This window comes from Spiroplasma sp. TIUS-1 (assembly GCF_010365785.1).
GTDB lineage: Bacteria > Bacillota_I > Bacilli_A > Mycoplasmatales > Mycoplasmataceae > TIUS-1.
Map to the genome: position 1 here is coordinate 71183 of NZ_CP048387.1, position 25916 is coordinate 97098.

The following is a 25916-nucleotide window of genomic DNA, read 5'->3' on the forward strand; positions in this document are numbered from 1 at the left end:
TTTAATATTTAAAGTTATTTGAATGTCATCGTTTGAATTTTTTAGATGTTTCAATTTTGCTTATTTTTACTTTTGCCACTTGTCAGTAAGTATTATCGATACTAATAAATATAACTCTTTTATTTTTTACTTCAATTTCAACCATCGATTTAGTAGATCCAGTTTTTATTCAAATTAGAGAAAGAACAAAATAAATAATATGATCAGTTAATCAATTCAGGGGTTTGAACACAAGAAGCAATAGAGCAAGTGTAAACATTAAATCTGTTATTCAATGTGTTCTTGAAACCATTTGCATAATGGCCATCATAAATACATCAAAGACAACAATTATAAATATTAATCATTTTCATCATGAAATTTTGTCGCCACGTTTTTCGTTCATTAATAATAATATAGTTGTATAAACTAACATTGAAGATGAATTCATGTGACCTGAAGGGAATGCAACATTATTTCAATGTGTATTACCATAATCCCCACTAAAATAAGCTTTTCAATAATCAGGATTAAATCCTTGAATTTGTCATCAATCTAAATACTCAGCATTATGTATATCACTAGGTAAAGGCTTTGTTCAGTTGTCAGGCAAACTATTAATTACATTTTGATAATCAACGTGTATAAAGTAGGGTCTACCTCAAAATGTTTTTAATGAGGGATCAACAATGAACCCTACAACAGCGAATACTACTAAAACCTTTATTCCATCAATTCAGTAGTTTCTTGTTAACAAGTCATTTCTTCTTGAAAAGTTTAATCTTAGATATAAAGCTAAACCGATCATAATTATTACTTCTATTCCAATTTCAATAGACATAACTAGAATGGTATGGATTCTATCTAAACCAAACCAATCACTTCTACCAGTTCCATATATTGATATTGAGTTAGCCATATTCTTAGTAGTAAAGGCAAACAAAATAGTAAAAATAATAATGAATGATATATAAATAATATTTATTATTATTGAAAAAGTTATTTTTTGCTTACCGTACTTTTTATTTAATGTTTCCATAAATATACCAGTTATTGCAAATATAAAAGGAACTGTCATTGTATAAGCTAATTTATCCCAAAACATACTTAGTCAACTTATAAACCCATTATCATTTAAATCTCCAAATGCCTTTGCTATTTTAAGATCTCAAATACTTCCAATAATAAATAATAGAATGACCGTATTTAAAGTTGCAATCCATAGGATTTGGAACAATTTATTATTTTTGTTTGTTTTAGTTGTAAAACTAGAATATTTAATTTTACTCAATTCTTTATTCATTATGTTTATTCCTTATATTAAAAATTTTACACCAGGTATTAAATAAATAGAAATGATCAAAATAATATCTCAGTAAGTAACTATGATACTAATGAACTATATTATCTGAATATATTTTGTCTGATCTTGATAAAAACCTAATGAGCAAGGAAAAATAAAAACTTATCATTATTTTTACTTTTTTTTTTTTTTTGTTGAGCACTATATAATCATTGTATGAAGAAAATAATTAAAGTAAATGATGTCAAAAAACAGTTTAGTGGTTGGTTTGCACTACGCGGTGTAACTACAACTTTTGAATCTGGAAAGATATATGGATTCCTTGGAAACAATGGAGCAGGTAAAACAACATTAGTAAAATTAATATTCCAAAACTTTGATTATGACGGCGGGAGCGTCACAGTGGATGGAAAAGAACTTAAAGATGTAGACTACTCTGAATGACTATATTTTAGTGAAAGTGCTGATTTACCAGTTGATACACAGGTAAAAGAATATATCGGAAGATGTTATGACTATGCACAAAAACCTAGCAAAGACTATAATGAAAAAGTTGCGAAAGTAATGAAAATAATTAATATTAAAAAATGATGAAACAAAAAAATAAAATCATTATCAGCTGGTCAAAAGAAAATGGTTGTTTTATTTCTATGTCTTTTATTAAGACCAAAGATAGCTTTTTTTGATGAACCTACTGCTAACGTTGATTTAAATAATAAAGAACTAATTTTAAAAACAATAAAAACACTAAAAGCTGAAGATTCAATAGTAGTTGTTATTACTCACTTAATAGAAGAAGTAGAGGACATACTAGATCATGTAGTAATAATGAGTGATGGTTTAATTAAATATGATGAACCAGTTGTAAAAGGTGAATCATTGGTTAAATTATTTGATGAGTATGCAATTGATCGAACTACTCAATCAGAAAAAATTAAGGAGTATATTAATAATGTTAAATAGTTTAAAAAACTCATTTGAACTATTTAAAGTTCAATTAAAGTGAAATGCAAAATCTTTTGCTTTCTGATTAACAATTGGTTTATATTTAATAATTTCTACAGGATTAACTTTAACGTTCGGAATTGTTGGTTTAACTTTAAACCGAGGACAATTAAATGATGGAACATATAATGAAGTGTTCATTACAATTGCCATAATTATTCATATCGTAATGATAGCAATATTGATAAGTGTATTTTGTGTACGAGTATTTGTTAACAATATTAAACATAAGGTAGTTGAACTTGAAAAAAATGCTGGATACAACAAGATAGCTATATTCTTTTCAAGATTAACTTGATTAGTTACAACTATATTTTCAACAATAATTGTCAACCTATTATTATCTTCAATATTTTTTGCAATACTAAGCAAAGAAGGATATAGTGATTTTCTATATGCACTATTTATAGGAATATATGGTTGAGAAATAGTATTTGCATTAGTGTATTTATTATTGTTTTTGGTAATTCTATTTTTAATGGGTCCAACAAGAGCCTCATTGTTAATAATAATAATTTTGTTTTTATTTAACATGGCTCCAATACAAAATGTAACAGGTGGTTGAAATGAAGCAAGAGATAATGAATTAGATTGAACTGTTGATAAATCACTTTGATTTGATGACAGTATATTAAATGAAGATAAAACATTTAATAATCTAAAAAATTTTTTTAATAATAATAATAATAGTTATTATGGATATGAGTATGCAGTGATTGCTGATTATAATCCGATAGAACCTGAAAAATATGTTGAAACTAAAGCATTTTTTGATAATTTAAATGAATTAACAAAAAACTTAAATTGAAGCCAAAGTGATGTCTATTTATTTAACGAAGATAACAATGATATTAGAAAAACTATATATGATGTAAAAGATGCTTGAGAAGCTTTTGATTATGCAAATATTGATGATAGTAATAAACTTTCATTTAACTTGCTAAATCATTATATGAATAAATTAGATTTACTTGATTCAAGTTTTAAATATTCATATTCATATTGAAGAAGTTTTTCTTCTTCTGAAAAAGTGAAATTGAGTGAGGCTTATAAAAATAACCCATCTATGGCATTATTTTCTACAGTAATAAGTACTCTTTTTAAAGATCACACAAGAATTAGTGAAAAAATGAGATATACAAAAGATGGTGAAACAGTTATTGCAAATTCATACAGCGATTTTGTTAAAGGAATGAATTCTTTAAATGGTGGTATCCAAGAGTGATATATAGTATTTAACCCAACTAAATCAGAAGCGGCATCTATGATGCTAAATCCATTTACTCATTTTGCATTAATGCAAAGAGCTTCAATGGGATTGAATGCAGGATTAAAAGAAGCAATAACATATTCAAATTCAAGTGGTAATAATGCTCTTTATGCCAGAAATATTAAAATTACGTATAACAAAGATGGTTCATTTAAAGGATATGAAAGAATTGTTCTAACAGAGTGATTGTTTGTATTTTATGCATTCTTGGCGTTAATACTACTTCCACTAACATACTTAATGTGAAGAAGAAAAAATTAGTAGGAGGTTGTTATGGAAAAAATTAAATTAAAAATTGAAAGTGTAACTAAAATTTACAACAGAAAAACAATCTTAGAAGATTTAGATTTAGAGCTAGAGAGTGGCAATATTTATGGATTGCTTGGAAACAATGGAGTAGGTAAAACTACATTAACAAAAGTGATTTTTCAAGAAACCTCTATTAAAACTGGAAAAATAAGTTTAAATGGTGTAGAAAAAGATAAAATAAACTTTTCAGAGTGGTTTTACTTTAGTGAAAGTGGTGATCTACCAAAAAATATGAAATCAAAAGATTACGTTGATTACATAGCAATGTTAAGCATGATGCCTCAAAAAATATTTATTAATAGATATTCGAAGGCTTCACAAATTGTTGATATTAGTAGTTACTTGGATAAAAAAATTAGTAGTCTATCCGGTGGTGAAAAAAAATTATTAGTTTTATTTGTCTGCTTATTATTAAAACCAAAAATTATATTCTTTGATGAACCGACTGCAAATGTTGATGTTGACCACAAAAACAAAATTATTGAAGCTATGTTAGCTTTCAAAAATGAAGGAACAATTATTGTAATTATTACTCACTTAATTGATGAGGTAAATCACTTGCTCGATCGTGTTCTAATATTGGACTCAGGGAAAATAGTATATGATGAACCACATGATAAAGTAAGTGATCTAAAAAAATTATATAAAGAAACAGCAAAAAAAACATTCCAACAAGAGATGAGTATTGAGGAGCTTTTAAATGAAGATAGAAAATAAAAAAATATTTAACCTAACAGCTAATATTTTTAAATTTAATATGAGAAACAAAAAGTTTTGAGTATTTGTTTATTTACTAATTGGTTTAGCTGTTGCGTTTATATTACTTGGAGCATTTATAGCTTCAAAAGTTGCAATTTTTGATTCAAGCATTGTTTTACAATTAATGCCATACTTTAATTTAATTTCGGGTATTTGCTTATCATTGTTATTTATCATGTTTGCAGCTACTCCTTTATTTAGAGATAAGGATTTAGCATTATATGATTTGGAAAAAAGATATGGTTATAAACCTTGAGAAATTGTTTTATCTAGATTAATTTGAATATTTGCAATGTGTTTCTCAGCATGATTTATAGTATTAATTGCAAGTCTAATTGGTGGTAGTTTTGGATCAATGGGTTCTAAAGTAATTTATATTAAATCATTTGTGATACCTAGTGTATGAAATTTATATTTATTGTTTTTAGTTCCATTATTAACAATGTTTATATCATTAGTATTTGGTGCGTTATTTGGAAAAATGGTATTATATTTTTTGACAATCATTGTTGCATTTTCTCCTGTAGTTTCAAACCTAATAGCAACTATTAGTGGTGGAATTGGTTCTGGTTCTTCTGGACATAATGAGAAAGTATACCGTTACAAGGGTGAATTAATAAGTAGATTACTTTATGATAAATATTTTGAAGAGCTAATTATTGACATAGATGAAAAAGACGTTTTCTTTGATATGTTAAATGAATATGAAAAATTAGAGTCAATTGAAGGATTTTCTGATAAAGAATTGCATAAAGGAATTCCGTTCATTGAAAAAGAAAATCACAATGTTAAACCTGAAGAGTATAAAAATATCAAAGAATTTTATAATCTAGTTGTGACTGATAATTTAATTCCTAAACATTCACTTATAAATGGACCATCATATAACTTAAGCTATGACCCAAGCATATTTAATAGTTATTTATCAAAAATTAACTCTGGTTACTATAAAAATACAATTAGGGTATTAACTGAAATCTTTAATGAATGAAGTTTGATTATGTCACTTGACAGTGATAATTACGACTCAAATTGAAATAACGATTATATTTATTCATATATTGAAAGCGAAAAAAATATGTATGAAAACTCAATTGAGGTTGCTGTATTTAACGTTTCATTCTTTACTGTTCTGCACGAACTTTCATATAGAGTTGGTGATAAATTTAAAGAGCCAATAATTGATGAGAAACTAAAAAATAAAACTGGTACAAATGCATTTGTACACATTTTAAATCCATTGACTGTTTGAGGTATGATGTTTAATGCACCAATTAATAGCAGTGCAAACTTATTACTTCAATCATTTGATTACAAAGGTAAAAATCCATATAGCTCATTGAATTATTATTTTGAAATGGAAATAGTAAATATTAATGGTCTAGATTCTGAAATTGCAGTTGTACACAAAATTGTTTCACCAGAATTAATAATTACATTACACTTTTTATTAATGGTTGTCCTATATTATGTAGGTTATTTATTGTGAAAAAAACAAATATTAAAATAAAAAACATGATTAGATAAAAATAATATTATTAAACATTCTGTTTATATGTAGTTTACATTTTTTGTCTTAATCTATGTTTTTTTTTTTTTTTTGTCTATAGTTAGTTATATGAAAAAATTATATGCACTATTGGGAACGATAGCTATATCTATAACTTCAGCTGCAACTTTAGTAAGTTGTAGTTTTTTAGATACACACCAAATAAGTATAGATAATAAAATAAAAAATCTAATGAAATCTTCATCTCATTGATTCAAACCGGCAATAACTGCATATACAGAAGGATACAATGGTCCTACTGTAAGAAAATACTTATCTTCACGTACACTGGGTAAATTTGAAAATACTGAAGACAGTACAAAAATGAGTAATTTATTTTCATTATATTTTTCTGATGAAACAATGAATAAGTTTAGTGAAGATATATTTAATCAGCCAGGATTTGATAATCCAGTTGTTGAAAGTGAGTTTGGGAAATTAGTTGAAGTAGCAAGTAGTTTAGTTAATTTTATACATTTAAATATAAAAGGTTTTGAGCCGGAGTTGTTTTTAAAGATAGCATTGCCGTCATTAACAAAAACATTAATTGAAGATGATAAGATGTACAATATTTTTAAAAATCTTGAAAAGCATGGAAATAACATGGACGAGATCAAAGCAAAGATTACAGATTTTGCAACGAAATTTGAAAAAATTGATTATAACATTTCTAAAACTACAGAGGATATTAAAACATATAACTCATTAATTGAAGAATTAAAGATAAATAGTAAAAGTGAATTAATTAGTTTTTACAATACAAAATCCGGTTTCACTCAAAATGATATTAGGTTTTGAGCAATGGGTAATTTTGCAGAAGTTCTGGCGTTGTCATCTAATTTTACTGAATATAATTATGATAAATTATATAATTCCGAAACCTTCTTAGTTGAGTACACAAAAATTATTGAAAAAGTAGTTGAAGGTAATCTGGCATTTGATTTAGATAAAATTAAAGTTAAATTAACTAATTTTATTATGGGATTAACATGATATGTGCAAGCGTTTGATAATTATATAAATCAAGACGCAACTGGATTAAATGATGTATTTTCTAAAACCAAAACCAACTTTGAGGTTTTTACAGAAGTTCAAAGTACTAAAATTGAAACTGTTGATTATTTTTCTAGTTTGAAATCTAACTGAGGAACAATTTTACAAGTAGTTACAGATATATTAAAACCAAATGAAAATGGTCAGATTAATTCACAAAACACCAGAATATTAAAAATTCTTTTTCAACCTGATGAGGTTGTAGATCTTGACGGAGAAAATGGAAAAAATAAAATAGGTTTTAAAATATCACTTATACCTCCTCAAATTAAGTGAGGTGGTGAGTGGGCAAAGAATGAAGATAGAATTTCTAATGGTATTGTTCCATTGTTTTTACCGCTTGGTGAAAAATTGTTAGCTCCTATTATAAGAGAAAAAATTCCTTCATGAGTTTCACTTTTGATAAATCTAAATATAGATAAAATGTCTAATGTATTAGTAAACTATATTCCTTTTTTGTTATCTGATTCAAATGCTTCGGGATTTTTTTCACAAATTAAAAACGATAGCAATCTTAGTTGACTACTAAAACTTTTAAAACAAGATGATGTTGATAAATATTTAGAATTAGGTGAAATGGCGTCCAATCAAATAATTACATCAATTATGAGTGATAACTTAATAGGTAAAGTTTTAGATACCTTAAATCCTCCAGAAGAGGGTAAAGAAACTGTAATTGATCCTTCATCAATTTTAAGAATTAAGATTCCACTAATTAATAAAAATGTTGGTGAGTTGATTGAATTCTTAATATCGGGAACTTTTGACAATGTTAGTGCAATTGCAGAAGCAATTAAAAACATTTCAAATGCATTAAAGAATGTTACCAATAACATTGAAGCATCGGCAGAAAATATTCAAGGATTTTTAAAAGCATTTACCGGATTTAAAGAATTCAATTTAAAAGATAAAATGGATAGCGGTGTAGTAACAGCAATTCAAACTGGCCCACTGAATGTTTCTTATGATGATTTATTAGAAAAAGTGGGTGCAAGTTGGATGAAAGATATTGAAGGTGGAATACCTGATTTCTTTGCTGGAGTATTACTTATGAGTGGAAAAGTTAAAAGCTTCAAGTTTACGTATGGTGACAGAAAAAATATCAAGCCAATTGACTTATCATATGAAATATTGGGTTATCAAGAGGGTAATTATACTGAAGATGGACTTATGAGAAGTATCCAAAAAATATGAGATTCTAAAAGTGGATATACAGGAAATTTATTAGATGGAATTTTCAATTTAATTAAATTAGTACTAGATCAAGCAAAAAAAACAATCATTCCAGATCCACATGAATCAAATTACATGAAGGTATTAAATGATAATAGATATTCAACTGAACTAATAGAATATAAAAACTTTTCAAATACTACTGAACCTTCGTACTTAAAATATTTAATTAAGTATAAAGATTTAGAAGACCAAATTTATGAATTTGAAGTTGAAATTCATTTGGATCCAACTTCAGATGATAAAAAATATAAGGATTTAGTTTTAACTCCGATAACAAAAAAGAATTAGGAAATAAAAATGAAACAATTATGATTATTATTCAAACAAGGAACAAAGGCTCTTTTTAGACAAAAGATTCAATTTTTCATTTTGATAATATTATCATTTTTAGCAGTATTCTATTTAGCTACAAGTACATCGGTTACTCAACGTATGAATAAAATGTATAACGATGTTGTAAAAAACTATGAAAAATTTGACTATACGTATACTAGAAAAGCTGATGAATCAAATTTAGTTTCTAAGAATGAAACATTTTTACCAATCTTAGATTTTATGCCAGAACAATTGAATTATGTAAAATCAAATAATAAATATGAAAATGATTCTTTTAATCTTCAGTTTAATACATTTGATGAAAGTAATAAAAAAAGTTTCATAAGCGATGCTATGTTTGATGAAAATGGAAAAGTCAAATCAAAGTTTAAAAGTATTTGAGAGATTTTGGCAGAAGAAAACTTTCAGAGTTTACTAGGAAGTTTTTTGGGACAAAGTTTATATTTTGAAATAGATTTAAATAAAGGTCAAATCAAATACTCATACCAGGATATAGAATTAAACTTTATGAACGGTGTAGAAGGAATATTAGAATCAATTTCAGGTGATCAAAAAAATGGACTTATTAACTTTGTTAATGATATTACTTCATTATTAGCTGATTCACTTTATAGTAGGTTTAAAGAAGTAGAATCAGGTCTTTATTCAACTGAAAACTTATCATTGTTTGAGATGTACTTTATTGAAAATAAAAAGTTGGAATTGGATTTCAGAAAACCTGAGTTTGATGAAAATATTAAAAAATATAAAAATATTTGGGAAATACCAGATATGACAGAAACTGAAACTTACATATATAATGCTTTAGAGTCTGTTGCATTCGACATTGTTAATCAATGACAAATCTATGTTCAGAGAAGTATTTCTAGAGTAAATGAAATGGTTTCTGAATTAAAACCATGGGAAAGTGAAATACCATTCGAAAATGAAGAAAAATTAATAGAGGCATATACAAATTATTTTAACAATTTTAATAAAATAGCATTTAACTCAGGAGAAGTTGGATTGCTAGCAATTAATATTAAAGGTTTGAAAAGTTCCGGAAGTGAAATTATATTAAATAACCCATCTACTACTAAACCTTCAAATAGTGATTCAAGTATGCGTAAAGATATATTGAACTCATTTTTTTCATATATGTATGGAACATATTTATTTGATGATTATGTTATGGAAAATAATTTTTATAAATCTTTAGATAATAAATATATTTATGATGCAAATGGTGAAGGAAATAAAAAATTAAAATTTGCTCACCAAGTTGAAGATATATCTATTTTAGAAACAAATAGCGATGAATATATCAAGATTACTCAAAAAAATATATTAGGTAAAAGAGGTTATGCTAATCCTTTATATTTGAATTATGATAATGAATTGTCAATTATGTCGATGGAAACATATGAATCATTAAGTGTATGAGAAAAGGTTAATCCGGGAATAAAAATTGCTTCTCAATTAAGTGCAAAAAAATCAGACATCACAGATCGTGATTATTCAAATAAATCAATTTATTCAATGAATGTAATGCATCAAGAAATGGCTGCAAATATATCTAATTTAAATTTATTAATAAGAGAAGAAGCATATTACTATGATCGTGAACAAGGTGTGAATTTTAGATTTGTTATTTTTGATGATGTAGAAAAATTTAATTTGAAAATAATTGCTGGGCTTGAAGCTGTCACGTCAAACGAAGTAGTTGTTTCACAACAATTTGCAATTGCAAATAATATTAATGTGGGTGACTCAATTATGATTGGGTCAACATCGTTTATTGTTTCAGGTTTAGGTGTTGATGTTTTAACATACTATCCATTAGGAGATCCTGACATTCCAGTATCCGATGCTAAAAGTAACGCTATAGTCTATTTACCAAAATCAGTAATTAGATCTATGATGAGTACAGGTATGGATAAAGATACAGTATTCAGTACAATTTATTTTTTGGACGACAATAAAACAAGAAGCTCTGATAAAGAAATTACAAAAAAAGTCAACATGTTTGATTCATTGTTAATGTCAAACAAAACAAAGTTTCAAATGTCTTATGATAAATTTATTGACAATAATTTTGAAGATACATCATTTATAAATAGTTATATAAAAGATTTTGCAAAAACTAATTTTGCATTAAATTGAGATTTGCAACCAATGATTCTTAAAATTATTAATACATTTTCACTAATTGCTTCATTGATAATAGTTGCAATAGTTGTTTATACATTATTATTTACAATTAAAAAACTAATAGATAGAAATGCTCAACAAATTGGTTTCCTTAAAGCAATGGGAACTAAACCAACTTCAATTGCAGTTTCTTACCTTGGTTATTCGTTAATTATCGGAATAATTGTTGTACCTGTTGCTTGAATTTCAGCTGGACTATTTCAAGAAGTCATATCATCAATATTTTCAAAATACATGTCAACAACGATGTATGAATTTATTTTTGATTGAAAAATTTTAATTATTGCAATTTGTTTATTTCAACTATTTGCAATGACTGCATCTTATTTGATGACATTATATTTAATTAGAAAACCTGCATTAGAAATTATCAATCATGAATCAAATGTAAAAATAAAAGATCGTAAATATAAGTCAAAATTTTTTGAAGGTTTATCTTTTAAATATAGATTCCCTATAAAAATATCAGCACGTGGTTGAAAACAAATTACAATAACAGTTGTATCGGTATTTGTTGCTACAATAATAATTACATTTTCCGCTGCAGTACCTTCAGTTTTAAATTTGTATGTTAAAAATTCAACACAAAACATTACATATGAAAATAAATATATTCAAAATAATCCAGTATCAAATATACCAACTGCAAGACAAGGTATAACTGCAACAGAAGGATTACCAAACCTAAATAAACAATTTACTGAACCAAAAGAAATTGAAGATATTGTAAATATTTATTTTGATAGATCTCAATTATATAATGATTCAGTTTGAGACTCTACAATTACTCCTAAGATGATATACAGTGCATCTAATGACGAAGTTCGATGATTTGAAGAGCACGCATTAGCTGCAAAAAATGGTTCAGTAGGAACAAACTTTTTACCAATTTTTATAAACCAAGCAATAGGTAAAGTAACAAATCTAAATGGTTATTCTTTTTCACCAGGTTTATTTGAATCTATAATTGCTTACATTTGAAATACTGATATTAATTTAGAAAATGGAAATATTCATAATGAATCAATGAGTCAAATTGCAAATATAAAACTAAAACAAATTAAAGCTGCTTCCAACCAATTGAATAGTTTAGTTCCTCAGTTGTTTGAATTATTTTCAGAAAAATTAGAGGAATTAGTTGGAGAAATACCAAAAGTAGATGATTGAAAACAGGCTCTTCTATTATTGGCATTGGCATTTGTTCCAGGTGTTGGAATGAAGTATTTATCTGAATCACCAAATAGAATGTCACAATTTGTTTTAGGATTAAATTCTGAAAATTACACACCTGATATTGAAACCTTATCAACTACATTGAATATTAAATTAAATAATTCAGATGCTACATTGCTTGGTTTAAAAGAAGGGCAAAAAGCATTTGACTTAAATGGCGAAAATTCAAATGCGTTTATTAAAAGCCAAAAAGACATTAATGACTTAAATGAATTATTCAAAAACCCTGAAAAATTTGATAAAGATATAAATATAAATGGAATTAATGTTTACAGTCATGTTTCTAAAACATTAACAATTCCAGTTATTACAAATTCGATAGCAGATAAGCAATTTAATACAAGTGGAATAGTTAATTCTTTTAAAATAACTGAAGCGAAATTAAATTCAAAAGAAGGTGTCACTATTCCTAAGGGTGCTTGAGTTTATGACAATAGAATAGTGTCCGAATCAACTGAAATAATCAATTTCCTAATGAAAGAAAATAATATCACAGATAAAAATAGTGAGGAATTTAAAAAAATTGCTGAACCGTTTATAAATCCAGATACAATTCCAGCAAGTAAGATGACATTGTCAAATATTTACAATACTTCAAATCCAGAAAAAGTTACATTAAATAAAAATGGGGCAAGTATGTTTATTGATTCATGAATTTCTACAGATGCTGAGGATATTAATTCAGATACTGCTGTTAAATATGCTATTAGACCTGAATATCAAATGTCAAATATTAAACTATTTATCCCTGTTGAAGCAACAGAAGAAAAAAACACAATCTCATTTTTACAAAACTCAAGATATGCAAATTTGGAAGGTTTAAAAAATTATAATTTAACTAATAATGATAAGGAATGATTAGATATTTTTACTCAATCTAAATGGGCAGGAGAAATCTCTTCTTCGGCTGCTACACAAATGATTCCTGTCGATGTGTTAAATTCTTGAGGAGATAAATACAAAAACAGTAATTGAATTTGAATAGCTCCATACCATCCTAAAAATAATATAAAGTCAGGAGCAAGTGGAGCATATGTTGATGATGTAAATAGTATTAAATTTGCAATGCCATGATTAACTGAAGTTATTGGTACTGATAGTTCTGCAATCACAATTACAGATGATTACCAATACAATATGGGCATAAAAAATATTAAGCTAGAAAAAGTTGGAACTTTAAACACAAAATCAGGAAATGAAATAATTGCTGATCAAGATATTGTCAATTTACTAGCGGGTCTTTCGACAATAAAATATATTCCTGTTGATTATAACTACTATGGAGAAGTAAAAGGTACTTATAAAATAGATGAGGGTAACCAAACTTTTAAAATGTATGATACAAGAACACCAAAAGAACAATTAGAATTTATTAAAAATAATAATAGTTATTACATGAAAAATGAATTATCTAAATTACATGAGCAACCTTTGATGTTTGCAATGCAAAATAAGGATTTTAATACTAAATATTCAAGTTTCAAAGAACCTTATGGGGTTACTTCTGGAGTTAGAGTAGCTGCTCCAAAATCTCCAGGATTTTTGGACCCAGAAAACTTTGATGACTTGCAATCTCAATATATGGGAATTGAAGTATTGGGTTCTAAAATGGGAGTAATTATCAATGTTGCTGAAACAATTATGTTAGTTTCACTATTTTTAATTATTGGGATATTAATTATTGTAGGATTAATTATTTCTATATTGTCAGATATATTTGTATCAAAATATTCTAAATTCATTGTTACTATGAGATCGATGGGTTATGACAAAAAAACAATTGTTGCAAATACAATGTTTATTTCAGGAATATGTAACTTAATATTTGTTATATTGGGTATAGTTATTGGTCTTTTATTAGTCAACAAAACTTTAACATTAATGGGAAGTATGAATCTTATTATTCCTTTCCAAGTTCATTGATGAGTAATATTCATTGTTGCAATTTCAATAATTATAATAATCGTTCTTTCTGCAACTAATGCTTTGCATAAAACATTTAAACGCAGATTAATAACATTAACTTAATAACAAATTTAAATATTAACAAAAAATATTTCTACACAACTTAAAGGAGTGTAGTTTTTTTTATTTTAAAAATTAATATATATAATAGTAGTTATGGGGATGTCTTGGCTTCGACAAGATATGTTCAGCTTCTAACTGCAGAGGTCTGGTAGACCATAATACCACTAGGTTTCTTAACTGCAAACAAAACAGAAAAAATTGAAATGCCAGCATTTATGATCAATAATGCATCAGCTGGAATGGCTTTAGCCGTTTAATAACCTTTAACTCTTAGTTAAGTTATAGCACTTCACACTATGATTTGGTCTCGTGTCCCGATGATTAGTGAATAGCCAGGCACGATAGCGCATCCAAAAGCGGCAATAGGGTGTTGTGAAACTTATAGTCGACATCATTGGGTAATCTTGTTAGTTCAGTCGCCTCTTGATGTATTGTTGAACTGAATAAACTGTAGATGTTATTAGTTGGTGTATTTTGGACGCGGGTTCGACCCCCGCCATCTCCACCATTTTTTTATTGTTAAATAAAGAAGGGAATTGAATATGGAACAAATTTTACTTAAATTTATATTTAATGGTCTCCTTTATGTAGGGATAATTATTTTTGTTTATGCTCTTGTATGAGGATTTACAAAACATTTACTTGAACGCTATGGAAAATATTATTATGTAGCTATTGGTATAGTTTTATCGGCCATTTCATTATTTGTAACAATAATATTTAAGCTTTTGATTTTTAAAGATGCTACTGATGTGAGTTTATTTTTATACTTATTCCAAATATTATATTTTTGAATTGCAATTGTATTTATATCAAATATTTCAGGAATAATTGTTGGATCAGTTAACCTAATATCTTTGTTTTACTTATCTACTCTGAAAAAAAATCTTCTACCTTCAATTGAGGTATCTTGATTTGTTATTTTGATATTAATTATTTATATAGCAATTTTTGCTCTTGCTGCTTTGAGAACAATTTTTACAAGAATTAAACCATGAATGATTTGATCTTTAATTACACTTGGAAGTATGATTTTTATTGTTGTAAGATTTTTTGGAATATTTAGTGGTGAAGCAGAAGTAATAAATCAAATTCTTTTAATCTGTGTCTGACTATTGATGTCATATGTCTCGTACGCATTAGTAGCTCTAATTGATAGACTACACATGTCTGCAGTTAACTTACAAAACGCAGTAACATATGAAAATAAATATTATGTAAATAACGCTTCTGCAAATGAAGTTATGTTAAACAATATTCAAAATCAAAATATCAGTTACGCAATTTACCTAACTTTTTTTATTGCCGATGTATTTACATTTGAAAAGTCTGTTGATAAAAAACTAAACAGTGAAATTACAAAAAATATTACTGACCAAGTTTATAACTTGATTGTAAAAAGATATCAAAATGCTGTTTTTTTTAAAAGGGATTACCATACATTTGGGGTCCTTATTCCACTGTTAGAAGATAAATTTACATTGTCATTAGATGAAGAATTTAATAAACAACTTAAAGAAATTCAAAAAAGTTATAACGATATAAACTTGAGTTTTAAATATGAAAATCTAAACATAGATTTAAAACTAAAGAATGTTGCTTCATTTTTTGGATTACATTCTAATAACTTAGAATTGTTAAACTTCTATAATAAATTCCATCAAGAAAGAGAAGAGCACTTACATTCTGATGAAATAAATATTATTAACTTAGATTCAATTAAAGAATCTGAGATTATACGACACCAATTAAATACAATTCTTGAACAAGTTCCACTTAATACAAGTGAAGTTACAATGAATCCGATTTATGATACCAATACACAAAGCTATCAAATGTATCTTGTAGATAACATTGTAGATAAAGTTAATTTTGCTTATTCAGGAGAAGGTGAAATTGCCAAGAGACTAAATTCTGAAGCTTCAATTTCTTTACTAAGACGTCACTTAATAACAATTTCACTTGAACGTTTATCTGTTAAAACACATAAGTTAGCAAAAACAAATGTATTTTTAAAATACGATCACAAAATATTATCTAGTACAGAATTTGACATTAGTAAATTTAAAAACTCATTAAAAACAAAAATTGATACTTGAGATAACTTATACCTTGGATTTGATTCTTCTTTTGAGATTGATGATTTTGACGTAATTAGAAAAAATATAAAAAAATTAAAGGGAATTGGAATAAATACATTTGTTTATAACTTTGGAAAAATAAATAATAACTTGTCAAACCTAGAGGTATTCCAACCATCATATGCATTTTTAGATATAGATATTGCCAAAAAATGTATGGAAGTAAAAAACTATAGTGAATACATTTCAAAACTAAAGATTATTACAGATAGTATTGATGCAAAAATTATTGCAACTAATATTAATAGATATAATGAATATAAGAAATTAAAAGAAATTGATATAAAATTATTTACAGGAAAACTATTTGGGCAATTTGAAAACCCAACTGAAATAAGTGATTCACTATTATATCTACTAAACAAATAAGATAAGGGCCATTGTGGAAAAAACTGAAAACATTAAATTAGGTGAAATTAAAGCTAAGTTAAAAGCTGCGTTTATTGGAAACGATAACAGTTTATTAACTGATCTATTTGAAGATTACTATGATGCAGATATTGTAGAAGCGTTAGAAGATACAGAAGAATTGGATCACGCTTTTAAGATGTTCGAATTCTTTGATTCAAAATACCAAGCTAAACTATTTGAATTATTATCATCTGAATTAAAAGAAATTGTTATTGAAAATCTATCTTTAAAAAGTTTAGGAGAATTATTTGAAAAAGTACCATCAGATGAAATTGTAGAAATTTTAGAAGATGTGGATGATTCAAGTGCAAAAAAAGTTCTTAAAGCTATTTCAAAAGAATCAAGAGATGACATTAATGAAATATTGAAACACGCTGATGATTCAGTGGGTTCAATTATGTCTGTTGACTTTATTGCATTAAATGAAGATTGAACAGTTAAAAGATGTATTGAAGAAATTGAAAATAATTTGGATTCATTAAAAGATGTTGAAGAGTTTTATGTTGTAAATGACTACAATGTTTTAGTTGGTAGATTAGAGGCTAAAACTCTATTGTTTAATAAGTCGACAAAAAACCTAAAAGACATTATGGATGATCGTGTAATGAGTTTGAAAACAACTCAAGATCAAGAAGAAGTTGTTGAAATGTTTAGACGTTATGAATTCATAAATATGCCAGTAGTAGATAACGAAGAAATTTTAGTTGGTATTGTTACAGTAGACGATGTTCTTGATGTTATTGAAGAAGAAGTTACAGAAGATATTTATAAACTTGGTGGAGTTACACCAAGTGAGGATGAATACTTTAAAACTGGAATATTTGTACTGTTTAGACATCGTGTAATGACAATTATTACTGTTGCTATAGTTTCAGTTCTTACTTCATTATTATTGCTTTGAGTTATTACAGCAAATGATTCAGATACATTAAAAAATAACCCAGCTGTGTTTTATGGTATTACCGGTTCATCAATATATTTATCAGTTATTCCTTTAATATTTATGCAATCAAGTGTTATTACGAATCGTGGTATTTCTTTAAAAGAAATTCAAAAAAGAGATACACTTCATGTAATTGGAAAAGAGATGACAATATCATTAATGAATTGTTTAATGTTAATGGGATTAGCAATCATTCACTCATTGATAGTTGAATTAATATTTAATACAAGTGGTATTACAGAAGTGTTGATTGATACTGTAATAATTACTACAGGTATGTTTGCAGCAATATTCTTAGTTACATTACTTGCAACTTTAATTCCATTGTGAACATTAAAGACTCAGGGTAGAGAAGTAGCAATTCCAATGCCAATAGCGATAGCAGTTATTGAAATTATGACTGCCGCAATTCTAGTTGGATTTATTACAATCGTGACTCAGGTTTTATAATGAGACTAAGACATAAAAATTGAACAGGCAGATATATAGAAGCCAATCAAGAATTTTTCATTAATAATAAATTTGATAATAACTTTAAAAATGATAAACCAATTAACTTAGAAATAGGTTGTGGTAAAGGTAACTTTATCAAAGGTAAAGCTAATCAAGTTAAAGATGAAAATTGAATTGGAATGGAAAAAGAAAGCACAGTTATTGGTGTTGCTTTAAGAAATGTTATTGAATCTGGAGAGAAAGAAAATAATATTTTATTTATAAATAGATATGCTGAAAATTTATTAGACATATTTGAAAAAGGTTCTATTAGTAAAATATTTTTAAACTTTTCAGATCCTTGACCTAAAGCAAAACATGCTAAAAAAAGATTGACAAATATTAAGTTTCTAAATAATTATTGAGAAGTTTTAAATGAAAATGGATCAATTGAAATTAAAACTGATAACGATAAACTCTATGAATATAGTTTGGAACAAATAGCAGAATCTAAATTTACTATTGTATACAGTACTACTGATTTACATAAAGATTCTCAGGAAATGCAACTAAATGTTATGACAGAATATGAAAAAAGATTTTCAGAAAATGGTAAAAACATTAACAAGATAATAATTAAAAAATAAGAGAAATTCTCTTATTTTTCTTTTTCAAATTTCACATAAATGTGTAAAGTGTAATATCATATAAATATCAAGATGGGTTTGAATGATGGGGAAATTAATAACATGGCAGGATGAGCAGTTAGTCTAAATGGTGTGGCTAAAGTCTTTGGAAAAGACAAGTGAGCACTAAAAAAAATTAATTTAAAAATAATGAAAAATGAGACTGTTGCTATTATTGGACCTCGTTATTCTGGGAAATCTATTTTAGCAAGCATCATTGGAAACCAAGAATTTTCAACTAATGGAACAATTGATTACAACTTCAAAGAGAGTAACTTACTGAAAGCAATAGGCTATACTCAAAGATCATTGGAATGACCCACTGGAATAAAAATAAAAGATATTGTTAATTTGTATAAAACTTCATTTGAAATGTATGATGATGAATGAATGAGTAGATTGTATGAAGTTTTTGATATTGAAAAATCTTTAAATCAAAAAGTTAACAATAGTGATAAAACATTTTTAAAAATGTTTTCATTGTTTTTAACATTTATTCCGAAGCCTGAATTAGTTGTAATTGATGAAATTACTCAAGTTGTATCAATGGATAATAAGGAACGCGTGTTGAACTTTATGAAAGAATACAAAGAAGAGTATGGAGTTTCATATTTGATTGTAAATCCTGATGACTTCACATTTGACTTTTTGTGTAATAGATTAATTGTAATGAGCAAGGGATTTATTGTTCGTGAACACGAAAATAATGATAATTTTGTTTATTCAAGTTACTCACTTGATATCATTAATAGAATTAAACAAAAATCAATTAAACCATTAACCCCAGATCCAGTATTTAAACCTATAATTGAAAGATTTGTTAGTAAATATAATATTTTAAGTGAACAGCGTTCTAAGTTTAGAGAAAGAATGTCTAAATTTATATTAACCCAAGAAGTTGAATCCTTAAATCAATCCCTTTCAAAAATGTCGCTTGATGTTAAAAATTTTCATAAAAATCTAATAGATTATTCTGAAAATTTTATTTCTAAAAGTGAAATGATAACCTTGGCAAATCAAATTCAGAATATTGAAAAAAAGCATAAAAAATATTTAAAAGAATACAAAAAAATTCATTTGGAAAGTGAATTCAAAAAGGTTTACTCTCGATACAATCCATGACTTGCTGAATTTGTAAGATTTTTAAGATTGGAGTTATTTCCAATGCTTGAGTTGAAAGTTGTTTATCAAGAAGATGAAAAATCATTATCGATGACAACTTTGGAAAAAAATGAATTGAAAAGAATGAAAAAGAAATTAATTAAAAAAGAGCTCAGAGAAATCAAAAAAGCTGTGAGGTCAAAATAATGAAATCATTTAACATTTTATTCAAGATGCAGTTTGACCATTATAGACAAGATATTGTAACAATTACTTATGGTTGAACACTTACCTTTCTTACTTTGTTTATTTGATTAACATTTAAACAAACAAATCCAAATGCTTTTGCCTATGATCCATTTGTCTTAGCATCAGCTATTGGTGTAGGTACAATAAGAAACTGCATTCATGCCACAACTAGAATTTTATTCAATTATAAAAATCAAGGATTTTTAAACAAAATATACTCAACTCCAATATCAAAATGAAATTTTTTAGCGTCAATAATTTTATTTAATGTTTTGATAAATTTTATAATAACAACACTACTTTTTACAACTGCCATGCTGTATGCAGATCAAAGAAATAATTTAAATGATGTTAATTGAGGTATGTTTTTAATTGGTTACTTAATGCTAGTTATTACATGTATTTTGTTTTCATTTTTAATTGTTGAGTATGTAAAAACAAACGATAAAGCTTCATTCTGATCAAATGTGTTTTTTTATACATGTGTTTGATTCCTTGGTCTTGGTGTTCCAATTAGTGAAATTTCTCAGTATGAGTTTTTCACTTATTTGACTTATCTATTTCCACAAAAATATGCAATCAATATAATGCAAGCTGGATGAATAGGCGCAACAGATTTTCAAATTGGTATAGTTGATGGTGGAGCTAACTTTGGTTATGGAATATATGTATTTTTGCCTTACTTATTAGGGTCAATAGTAATCTTTACGACTTTAACTTGACTGGTTATGCTAAATTACAAAAAGCGAATCAATGCAATTAAATCAACTTCAAACAATATTGAAATTTCAAATGCTTATAAAAGAATTGAATTAATTAAGAAAATAAATAATCTTGAGGAATTAAACCAATTAATTGAAAATAATAAAACTCCAAATAATGGAGGTTCATAATGTTTAATAAAACTCAATTAAATCAATTTTGATTGATATTCCAAATAGGTGTGAAAAACTTTTTTGCATCATGATTGAATATCCTTCAAGGAGTAATTCTTCCGCTTGTTATTTTGGTTGTATGACTTACATTTAAATCAGATGATCCATTCATATTAATTTCATTAGTTGGGGGATCAATTTTGAGAAACTCATTGTACTCATTTCATAGAACTTTAATTATTGAAAGAAATAATCGTTGAGTTGAAAAGTTAGATAATATACCACTGCGTTTATCAATAAAAATTACAGCACAAACATTTGTATCATTGACCATCACTGTAATTGTTTCTTCAATGCTACTTACATTAGGTTTTATAGGTTACAAAGGACAACAAGAATATATTGCAAATATTAACTGATGAATGGTTATAACAGGTTTATTTTTATTAGTCATTCTTTCAAACTTATCAGCTTATGTATTAAATGAATGATCAAAATCAAGTGAGATTAGTCAGGTTATTTCTATTTTATTTTTTAACTTATGCTGAAACTTCCTGGGATGTGCATATCCATATTACATAATTGCAAGTTATGAAGTTTTAAATACAATAACTTATTTATTCCCACATAGATACATGTTTAATGTCATCCAAGCTGGATGAGTTGGAGCAGATAATATGATTTATATAAGTGATATAGATAATTATTCAACTGACTTTGGTTTAGCTGGACAACTTTGAATTCCTTATTTTGCAACATTTGGTTTTATTGCATTTTTTATATCATCAATTTATATTCATAGAAGTGTAAAAGGATCTGCAATAGTACGTGCAAAAAATGGAGCCATATATTCTAAAAAAGTTCACAGTGAATATTTATATAAAATAAAAAAAGCTAAAACGATGGACGAATTAAATAAGCTATTTAATGAACATAAAAAAGCAAATTTTGAAGTTATAGATAAAGAAATTGTAGATTTAACAAATGAAATTACTGAAGCAACTCGTCTAATTGAAATAAAAAATAAGAAGTAATTTTTTATTTTTTTTATTTAATATATTGAAGAATTATGCTCCGGAGTGAAAAAAAATACTATAAAAATGTTAAAATATAAATAATAAAAGGGGATTTAAATATGACACCGCATATCAAAGCTGAAAAAAATGAAATAGCAAAATACGTATTGATGCCTGGCGATCCGCTTCGAGCTGAATTTATCGCAAATAAATTTTTAAAAGATATTAAAGTTGTTAATAAAGTTAGAAACATGTTGATGTTTACAGGAACTTATAATGGGGTAAGAATAACTATTGCCGGAAGTGGAATGGGAGTTCCATCAATTGGTATATATTCGTACGAACTATATAAATTTTATGATGTTGAAACAATAATACGAGTTGGTTCAGGAGGATCATATGTTGAAGGTCTAAATGTGTATGACGTTTATAATGTTAAAGAAGCTTTTGGTGAAAGTAATTATCCTAAAATTGCTGGAAACATTGACGGTAACATTGTTCCTGCAACAGAATCACTTTATAATGAATTAGAAGAAACTGCTAAAGAATTAGGAATCAAAACTCATACTGGTACAGCGCATTCATCAGATGTATTTTACCGTTATGAAGATTCATTAGCGTTTGCTAAAAAGAATAATTTAGATATTGTCGAAATGGAAAGTGTTGCGCTTTTCACAAACGCAATTATTAATAAAAAAGAAGCAGCGTGTTTATTAACAGTTTCTGATTCATTCATCACTCATGAAGTTACTACTCCCGAAGAAAGAGAAAAAAACTTTATGGAAATGATAAAGATTGCTTTAGAGACATGTGTTAAGAAAGCAAAAAAATAGTGAATATACTAGCAATAGAATCTAGTTGTGATGAATTCTCAGTAGCAATTTTAAAAGATGGTAAAGTTTTATCAAACATAATTTCATCACAAATAGAACAACATAAAGAATACGGTGGAGTAGTTCCAGAACTTGCTTCAAGATTACATGTCCAAAACTTTCACTGAGTTTTAGATGAAGCAATAATAGAAGCTGGAATTAAATTAGAAGAATTAAACTATATTGTTTATACATCTAATCCAGGACTAATTGGAAGTTTAATTATAGGTAAAATAGTTGCTCAAACTTTGGCTCAATATTTAAAAATACCTTTGTTACCACTAAACCATTTACACGGTCACGTTTACAGCGCTTTCATTGAAAATGATATTGAATTTCCAGCAGTAGCTCTAATAACTAGTGGTGGTCATACAGAAATCATTTTAATGAAAGATCACTTGGAATTTGAAACTTTGGGTCAAACACAAGATGATGCTATTGGAGAATGTTTTGATAAGGTGGCTATTAAAATGGGATTAACATATCCAGGTGGACCCGCAATTGATAAAATTGCTAAGATATCAAATGAATCTAAATATAAAATACCAAAACCAAGAGATATTAATGAGTATGATTTTTCTTTTTCAGGTATCAAAACTGGTTCAATTAATTTGTTGCACAAATTAAAACAATCAAAAACTGAATTAGACTTAAACTCTTTTGCTTATTCATTCCAAAAAACATGTGTAGAATATGTAATTGAAAAATTAGAAAAAGCAGTAAAAAAATATGAACCAAAATTTGTTATTCTAGGAGGAGGAGTTTCTGCTAACTCAATGTTACGAAACAAATTCCAAGAAATGGCAAAAGAAAACAAAATAAAATCTATAATTCCAAAGCATGAATATTGTACAGATAATGCAGCAATGATGGGAATGTTAGGATATAGAACAATAATAAAATTAAGGAAATAAAAAAATGAAATCATTCGCACTAAACATTGCAAAAATAAATCCAAGTGATTTAACACCAAAAGAAAAGAAGTTAATTGAATACATAAGTAAAAACTTTTTAACTATCGCAGACGAGGATATGAGAATTGAAAAATTAGCACAAGAAGCAAAAACGGGATACAGTGCTATTTATGCTCTAATAAACCAAGCTGGATTAAGTGGATACAAAGAGCTACTTTCTACAATTAAGTTTGATGCTGATCAAACAAGAAAAAGTTCAAACCAATCATTTGATGAATCTATCAAGGACAAATACATTGAAATAATTAATCAAGGGTTTAATTCATTTGACGAAAAAAACTTAGAATTTACAGTTGATTTAATTACAGAAGCTGAAAATATTAATATAATTTATTGAGATAGTGAACTTGCAGCCCCTGCAAGACAATTATGAAGAGTTATTTACAAAATTGGTTCAAGACCAATATTAAGTGATAAAGAAGAATCAGTTATTAAAGATGTTATTGAAAACACTACTTCAAAAGATGTTTTTATTCTTTATTCAACTCTAAGTTATAAATCAGAAAGATTTAAAAATTTTGTACAAGAAATTAAAAATGCTGGAGCAAAAATTATATTTATTGGTATTAAAGAACCAGCTAAGGGTATTAAAGAACACATTGATGTTAAGCATGTAATTGTAACTTCAACTAACAAATCAGATGACCTTATTCAAATATCAGATGTTGGAATTTACACATTCTTCAACGATATGATAATCGCAAACTTATTAAATATACATAATAGTAAAAGTAAGAAATAAAAAGGGATAACATGGAAGAAAATAGATTAGACAGTAGGAACACATCAAAAAATAACACCACTGAACTAATACAAAGACAAGTTCAACAAACAACAATTGTCAACAGAACAAAAAAGTTTTTATCTATTTTCTATGGAGCATTTGAAAATAATTATAAGCCAAGTCGCAAAATTAGAAAACAAATATTAAAAAATAGTAAACAACCATATATAGATTTAGAAGTTGCTAAATATAATAATATGGTCAAAAAATTCTATAAAAGACCAGAGCTTATGATTAATGACTCAGAAAATTTGAAAGAATTTAATATTTTGTCATTTGATGGAACTAAGTTAAATGGTATGGTTTATGAACCAAATGTAGGTTCAAAAAAGTGAGTCGTTATAAGTCATTGATTTACAGGTAATAAATTTTGAATCACATATCATGCTCAAATATTTGCTAAATTAGGTTATAACCTTATGGCAATTGATTTTCGTGGACATGGTAATTCTGAAGACAAGATAACAACACTTGGAGTCAACGAAACACATGATTTCATTACTGCAGTTCGTTGACTACACCAAAATAGACAGGTTGAAGAAATGGGACTATTTGGAACAAGTATGGGAGCGTTTGTGGCAAACTTCGCGTCACTAAAATACTATAAAGAATTAGATGATTTAAACTTAAAATTTATTGTTTCTGATGCAGGATATGTAAACATATCAAAACTAATATGACATTTTTCAAGAAGACTTAGTTGATGAATTAGAAAAAAAAGAAAAGCAGAATTGTTTGAAAAGTTTATTGCAAAAATGGATAAATCATCCACAATTATTGATGATGAAATTATTAGTTATAAAGATATTAACTTGTTTAGATTTTTAAAAAATAGAGCTAATTCAGAATCTGATTTTAAATTATTCCCCACATTGTTTTTTCATTCATTGGATGACAAGCAAACAATGAACCAAGAAACATATGAATATGTGATTAAAAGAACAAGATATTACAAAGGGCACATTGATGATAGGATTAAGGTTTTTTCATCAGCCCCACATACACAGTGCATTAAGTTTCATTTTAAAAAATATAATGAAATTATTATTGAATTCTTAGAGAGCTTAAATTTGTTTGATGAAAATCAAAAACAAATGGCTGCAAATATTAGAGAAGAATGACAATTAAAAGTATTTGATGAAAACGACAAAAGAGACGTTAAATCTAAATTATTAGAATAGG

At 26.8% G+C, this 25916-nt stretch carries 17 protein-coding genes and 1 other RNA gene; 17 read left to right on the plus strand and 1 reads right to left on the minus strand.

What is annotated here, in order from left to right; genetic code table 4:
• Position 1 precedes the first annotated feature (1 nt).
• Positions 2–1282, minus strand: a complete 1281-nt coding sequence (locus STIUS_RS00365; RefSeq protein ID WP_162649293.1) for a phosphatase PAP2 family protein — start codon at positions 1280–1282, stop codon at positions 2–4.
• A gap of 216 nt (positions 1283–1498) precedes the next feature.
• Between STIUS_RS00365 and STIUS_RS00370 the strand changes: the two genes are divergently transcribed.
• The 17 genes from STIUS_RS00370 to STIUS_RS00450 all read left to right on the plus strand — a co-directional run bounded on the left by STIUS_RS00370 (position 1499) and on the right by STIUS_RS00450 (position 25915).
• Positions 1499–2245 carry an ABC transporter ATP-binding protein gene (locus tag STIUS_RS00370; RefSeq protein ID WP_162649294.1) on the plus strand — a complete coding sequence of 249 codons (747 nt, stop codon included), beginning with the start codon at positions 1499–1501 and terminating at the stop codon, positions 2243–2245.
• Entirely contained in the window at positions 2235–3818 is a 1584-nt protein-coding gene (locus STIUS_RS00375) for a hypothetical protein (RefSeq protein WP_162649295.1), read from the plus strand. The genes STIUS_RS00370 and STIUS_RS00375 overlap by 11 nt, the downstream gene beginning before the upstream one ends.
• Positions 3819–3830: 12 nt before the next feature.
• Positions 3831–4583, plus strand: coding sequence for an ABC transporter ATP-binding protein (locus STIUS_RS00380; RefSeq protein WP_162649296.1), 753 nt, complete (start codon positions 3831–3833; stop codon positions 4581–4583).
• A complete protein-coding gene (locus STIUS_RS00385) occupies positions 4567–6135 on the plus strand; it encodes a hypothetical protein (protein ID WP_162649298.1) in 1569 nt (522 codons plus the stop codon). The genes STIUS_RS00380 and STIUS_RS00385 overlap by 17 nt, the downstream gene beginning before the upstream one ends.
• A 108-nt stretch (positions 6136–6243) precedes the next feature.
• Positions 6244–8751 (plus strand): hypothetical protein, encoded by a 2508-nt coding sequence (locus STIUS_RS00390; RefSeq protein WP_162649299.1) that lies wholly within the window; start codon positions 6244–6246, stop codon positions 8749–8751.
• Positions 8752–8760: 9 nt separating this feature from the next.
• The gene (locus tag STIUS_RS00395; protein ID WP_162649301.1) at positions 8761–14250 is read left to right on the plus strand and encodes an ABC transporter permease; all 5490 of its coding nucleotides are present in this window, start codon (positions 8761–8763) and stop codon (positions 14248–14250) included.
• Between the two features lie 95 nt (positions 14251–14345).
• Positions 14346–14758, plus strand: a transfer-messenger RNA (tmRNA) gene (ssrA, locus tag STIUS_RS00400).
• 34 nt (positions 14759–14792) lie between these two features.
• Complete coding sequence (locus tag STIUS_RS00405; protein WP_162649302.1) at positions 14793–16760, plus strand: EAL domain-containing protein; 1968 nt, start codon at positions 14793–14795, stop codon at positions 16758–16760.
• Positions 16761–16773: 13 nt separating this feature from the next.
• A complete protein-coding gene (locus STIUS_RS00410) occupies positions 16774–18195 on the plus strand; it encodes a magnesium transporter (protein WP_162649304.1) in 1422 nt (473 codons plus the stop codon).
• Complete coding sequence (gene trmB / locus STIUS_RS00415) at positions 18195–18824, plus strand: tRNA (guanosine(46)-N7)-methyltransferase TrmB (RefSeq protein WP_162649305.1); 630 nt, start codon at positions 18195–18197, stop codon at positions 18822–18824. The genes STIUS_RS00410 and trmB overlap by 1 nt, the downstream gene beginning before the upstream one ends.
• A 102-nt stretch (positions 18825–18926) precedes the next feature.
• Entirely contained in the window at positions 18927–20171 is a 1245-nt protein-coding gene (locus STIUS_RS00420) for an ATP-binding cassette domain-containing protein (RefSeq protein ID WP_162649306.1), read from the plus strand.
• Positions 20171–21106, plus strand: coding sequence for an ABC transporter permease (locus STIUS_RS00425; protein WP_162649308.1), 936 nt, complete (start codon positions 20171–20173; stop codon positions 21104–21106). The genes STIUS_RS00420 and STIUS_RS00425 overlap by 1 nt, the downstream gene beginning before the upstream one ends.
• Positions 21106–22122, plus strand: coding sequence for a hypothetical protein (locus STIUS_RS00430; RefSeq protein ID WP_162649309.1), 1017 nt, complete (start codon positions 21106–21108; stop codon positions 22120–22122). The genes STIUS_RS00425 and STIUS_RS00430 overlap by 1 nt, the downstream gene beginning before the upstream one ends.
• A 101-nt stretch (positions 22123–22223) precedes the next feature.
• Entirely contained in the window at positions 22224–22937 is a 714-nt protein-coding gene (gene deoD, locus STIUS_RS00435) for a purine-nucleoside phosphorylase (RefSeq protein WP_162649310.1), read from the plus strand.
• Positions 22937–23890, plus strand: a complete 954-nt coding sequence (tsaD, locus tag STIUS_RS00440) for a tRNA (adenosine(37)-N6)-threonylcarbamoyltransferase complex transferase subunit TsaD (protein WP_162649311.1) — start codon at positions 22937–22939, stop codon at positions 23888–23890. Before deoD ends, tsaD begins: the two co-directional genes overlap by 1 nt.
• A 4-nt stretch (positions 23891–23894) precedes the next feature.
• On the plus strand, positions 23895–24692 hold the full coding sequence (locus STIUS_RS00445; RefSeq protein ID WP_162649312.1) for a MurR/RpiR family transcriptional regulator: 798 nt from the start codon (positions 23895–23897) through the stop codon (positions 24690–24692).
• A gap of 11 nt (positions 24693–24703) precedes the next feature.
• Positions 24704–25915, plus strand: a complete 1212-nt coding sequence (locus STIUS_RS00450; RefSeq protein WP_162649313.1) for an alpha/beta hydrolase — start codon at positions 24704–24706, stop codon at positions 25913–25915.
• Position 25916 lies beyond the last annotated feature (1 nt).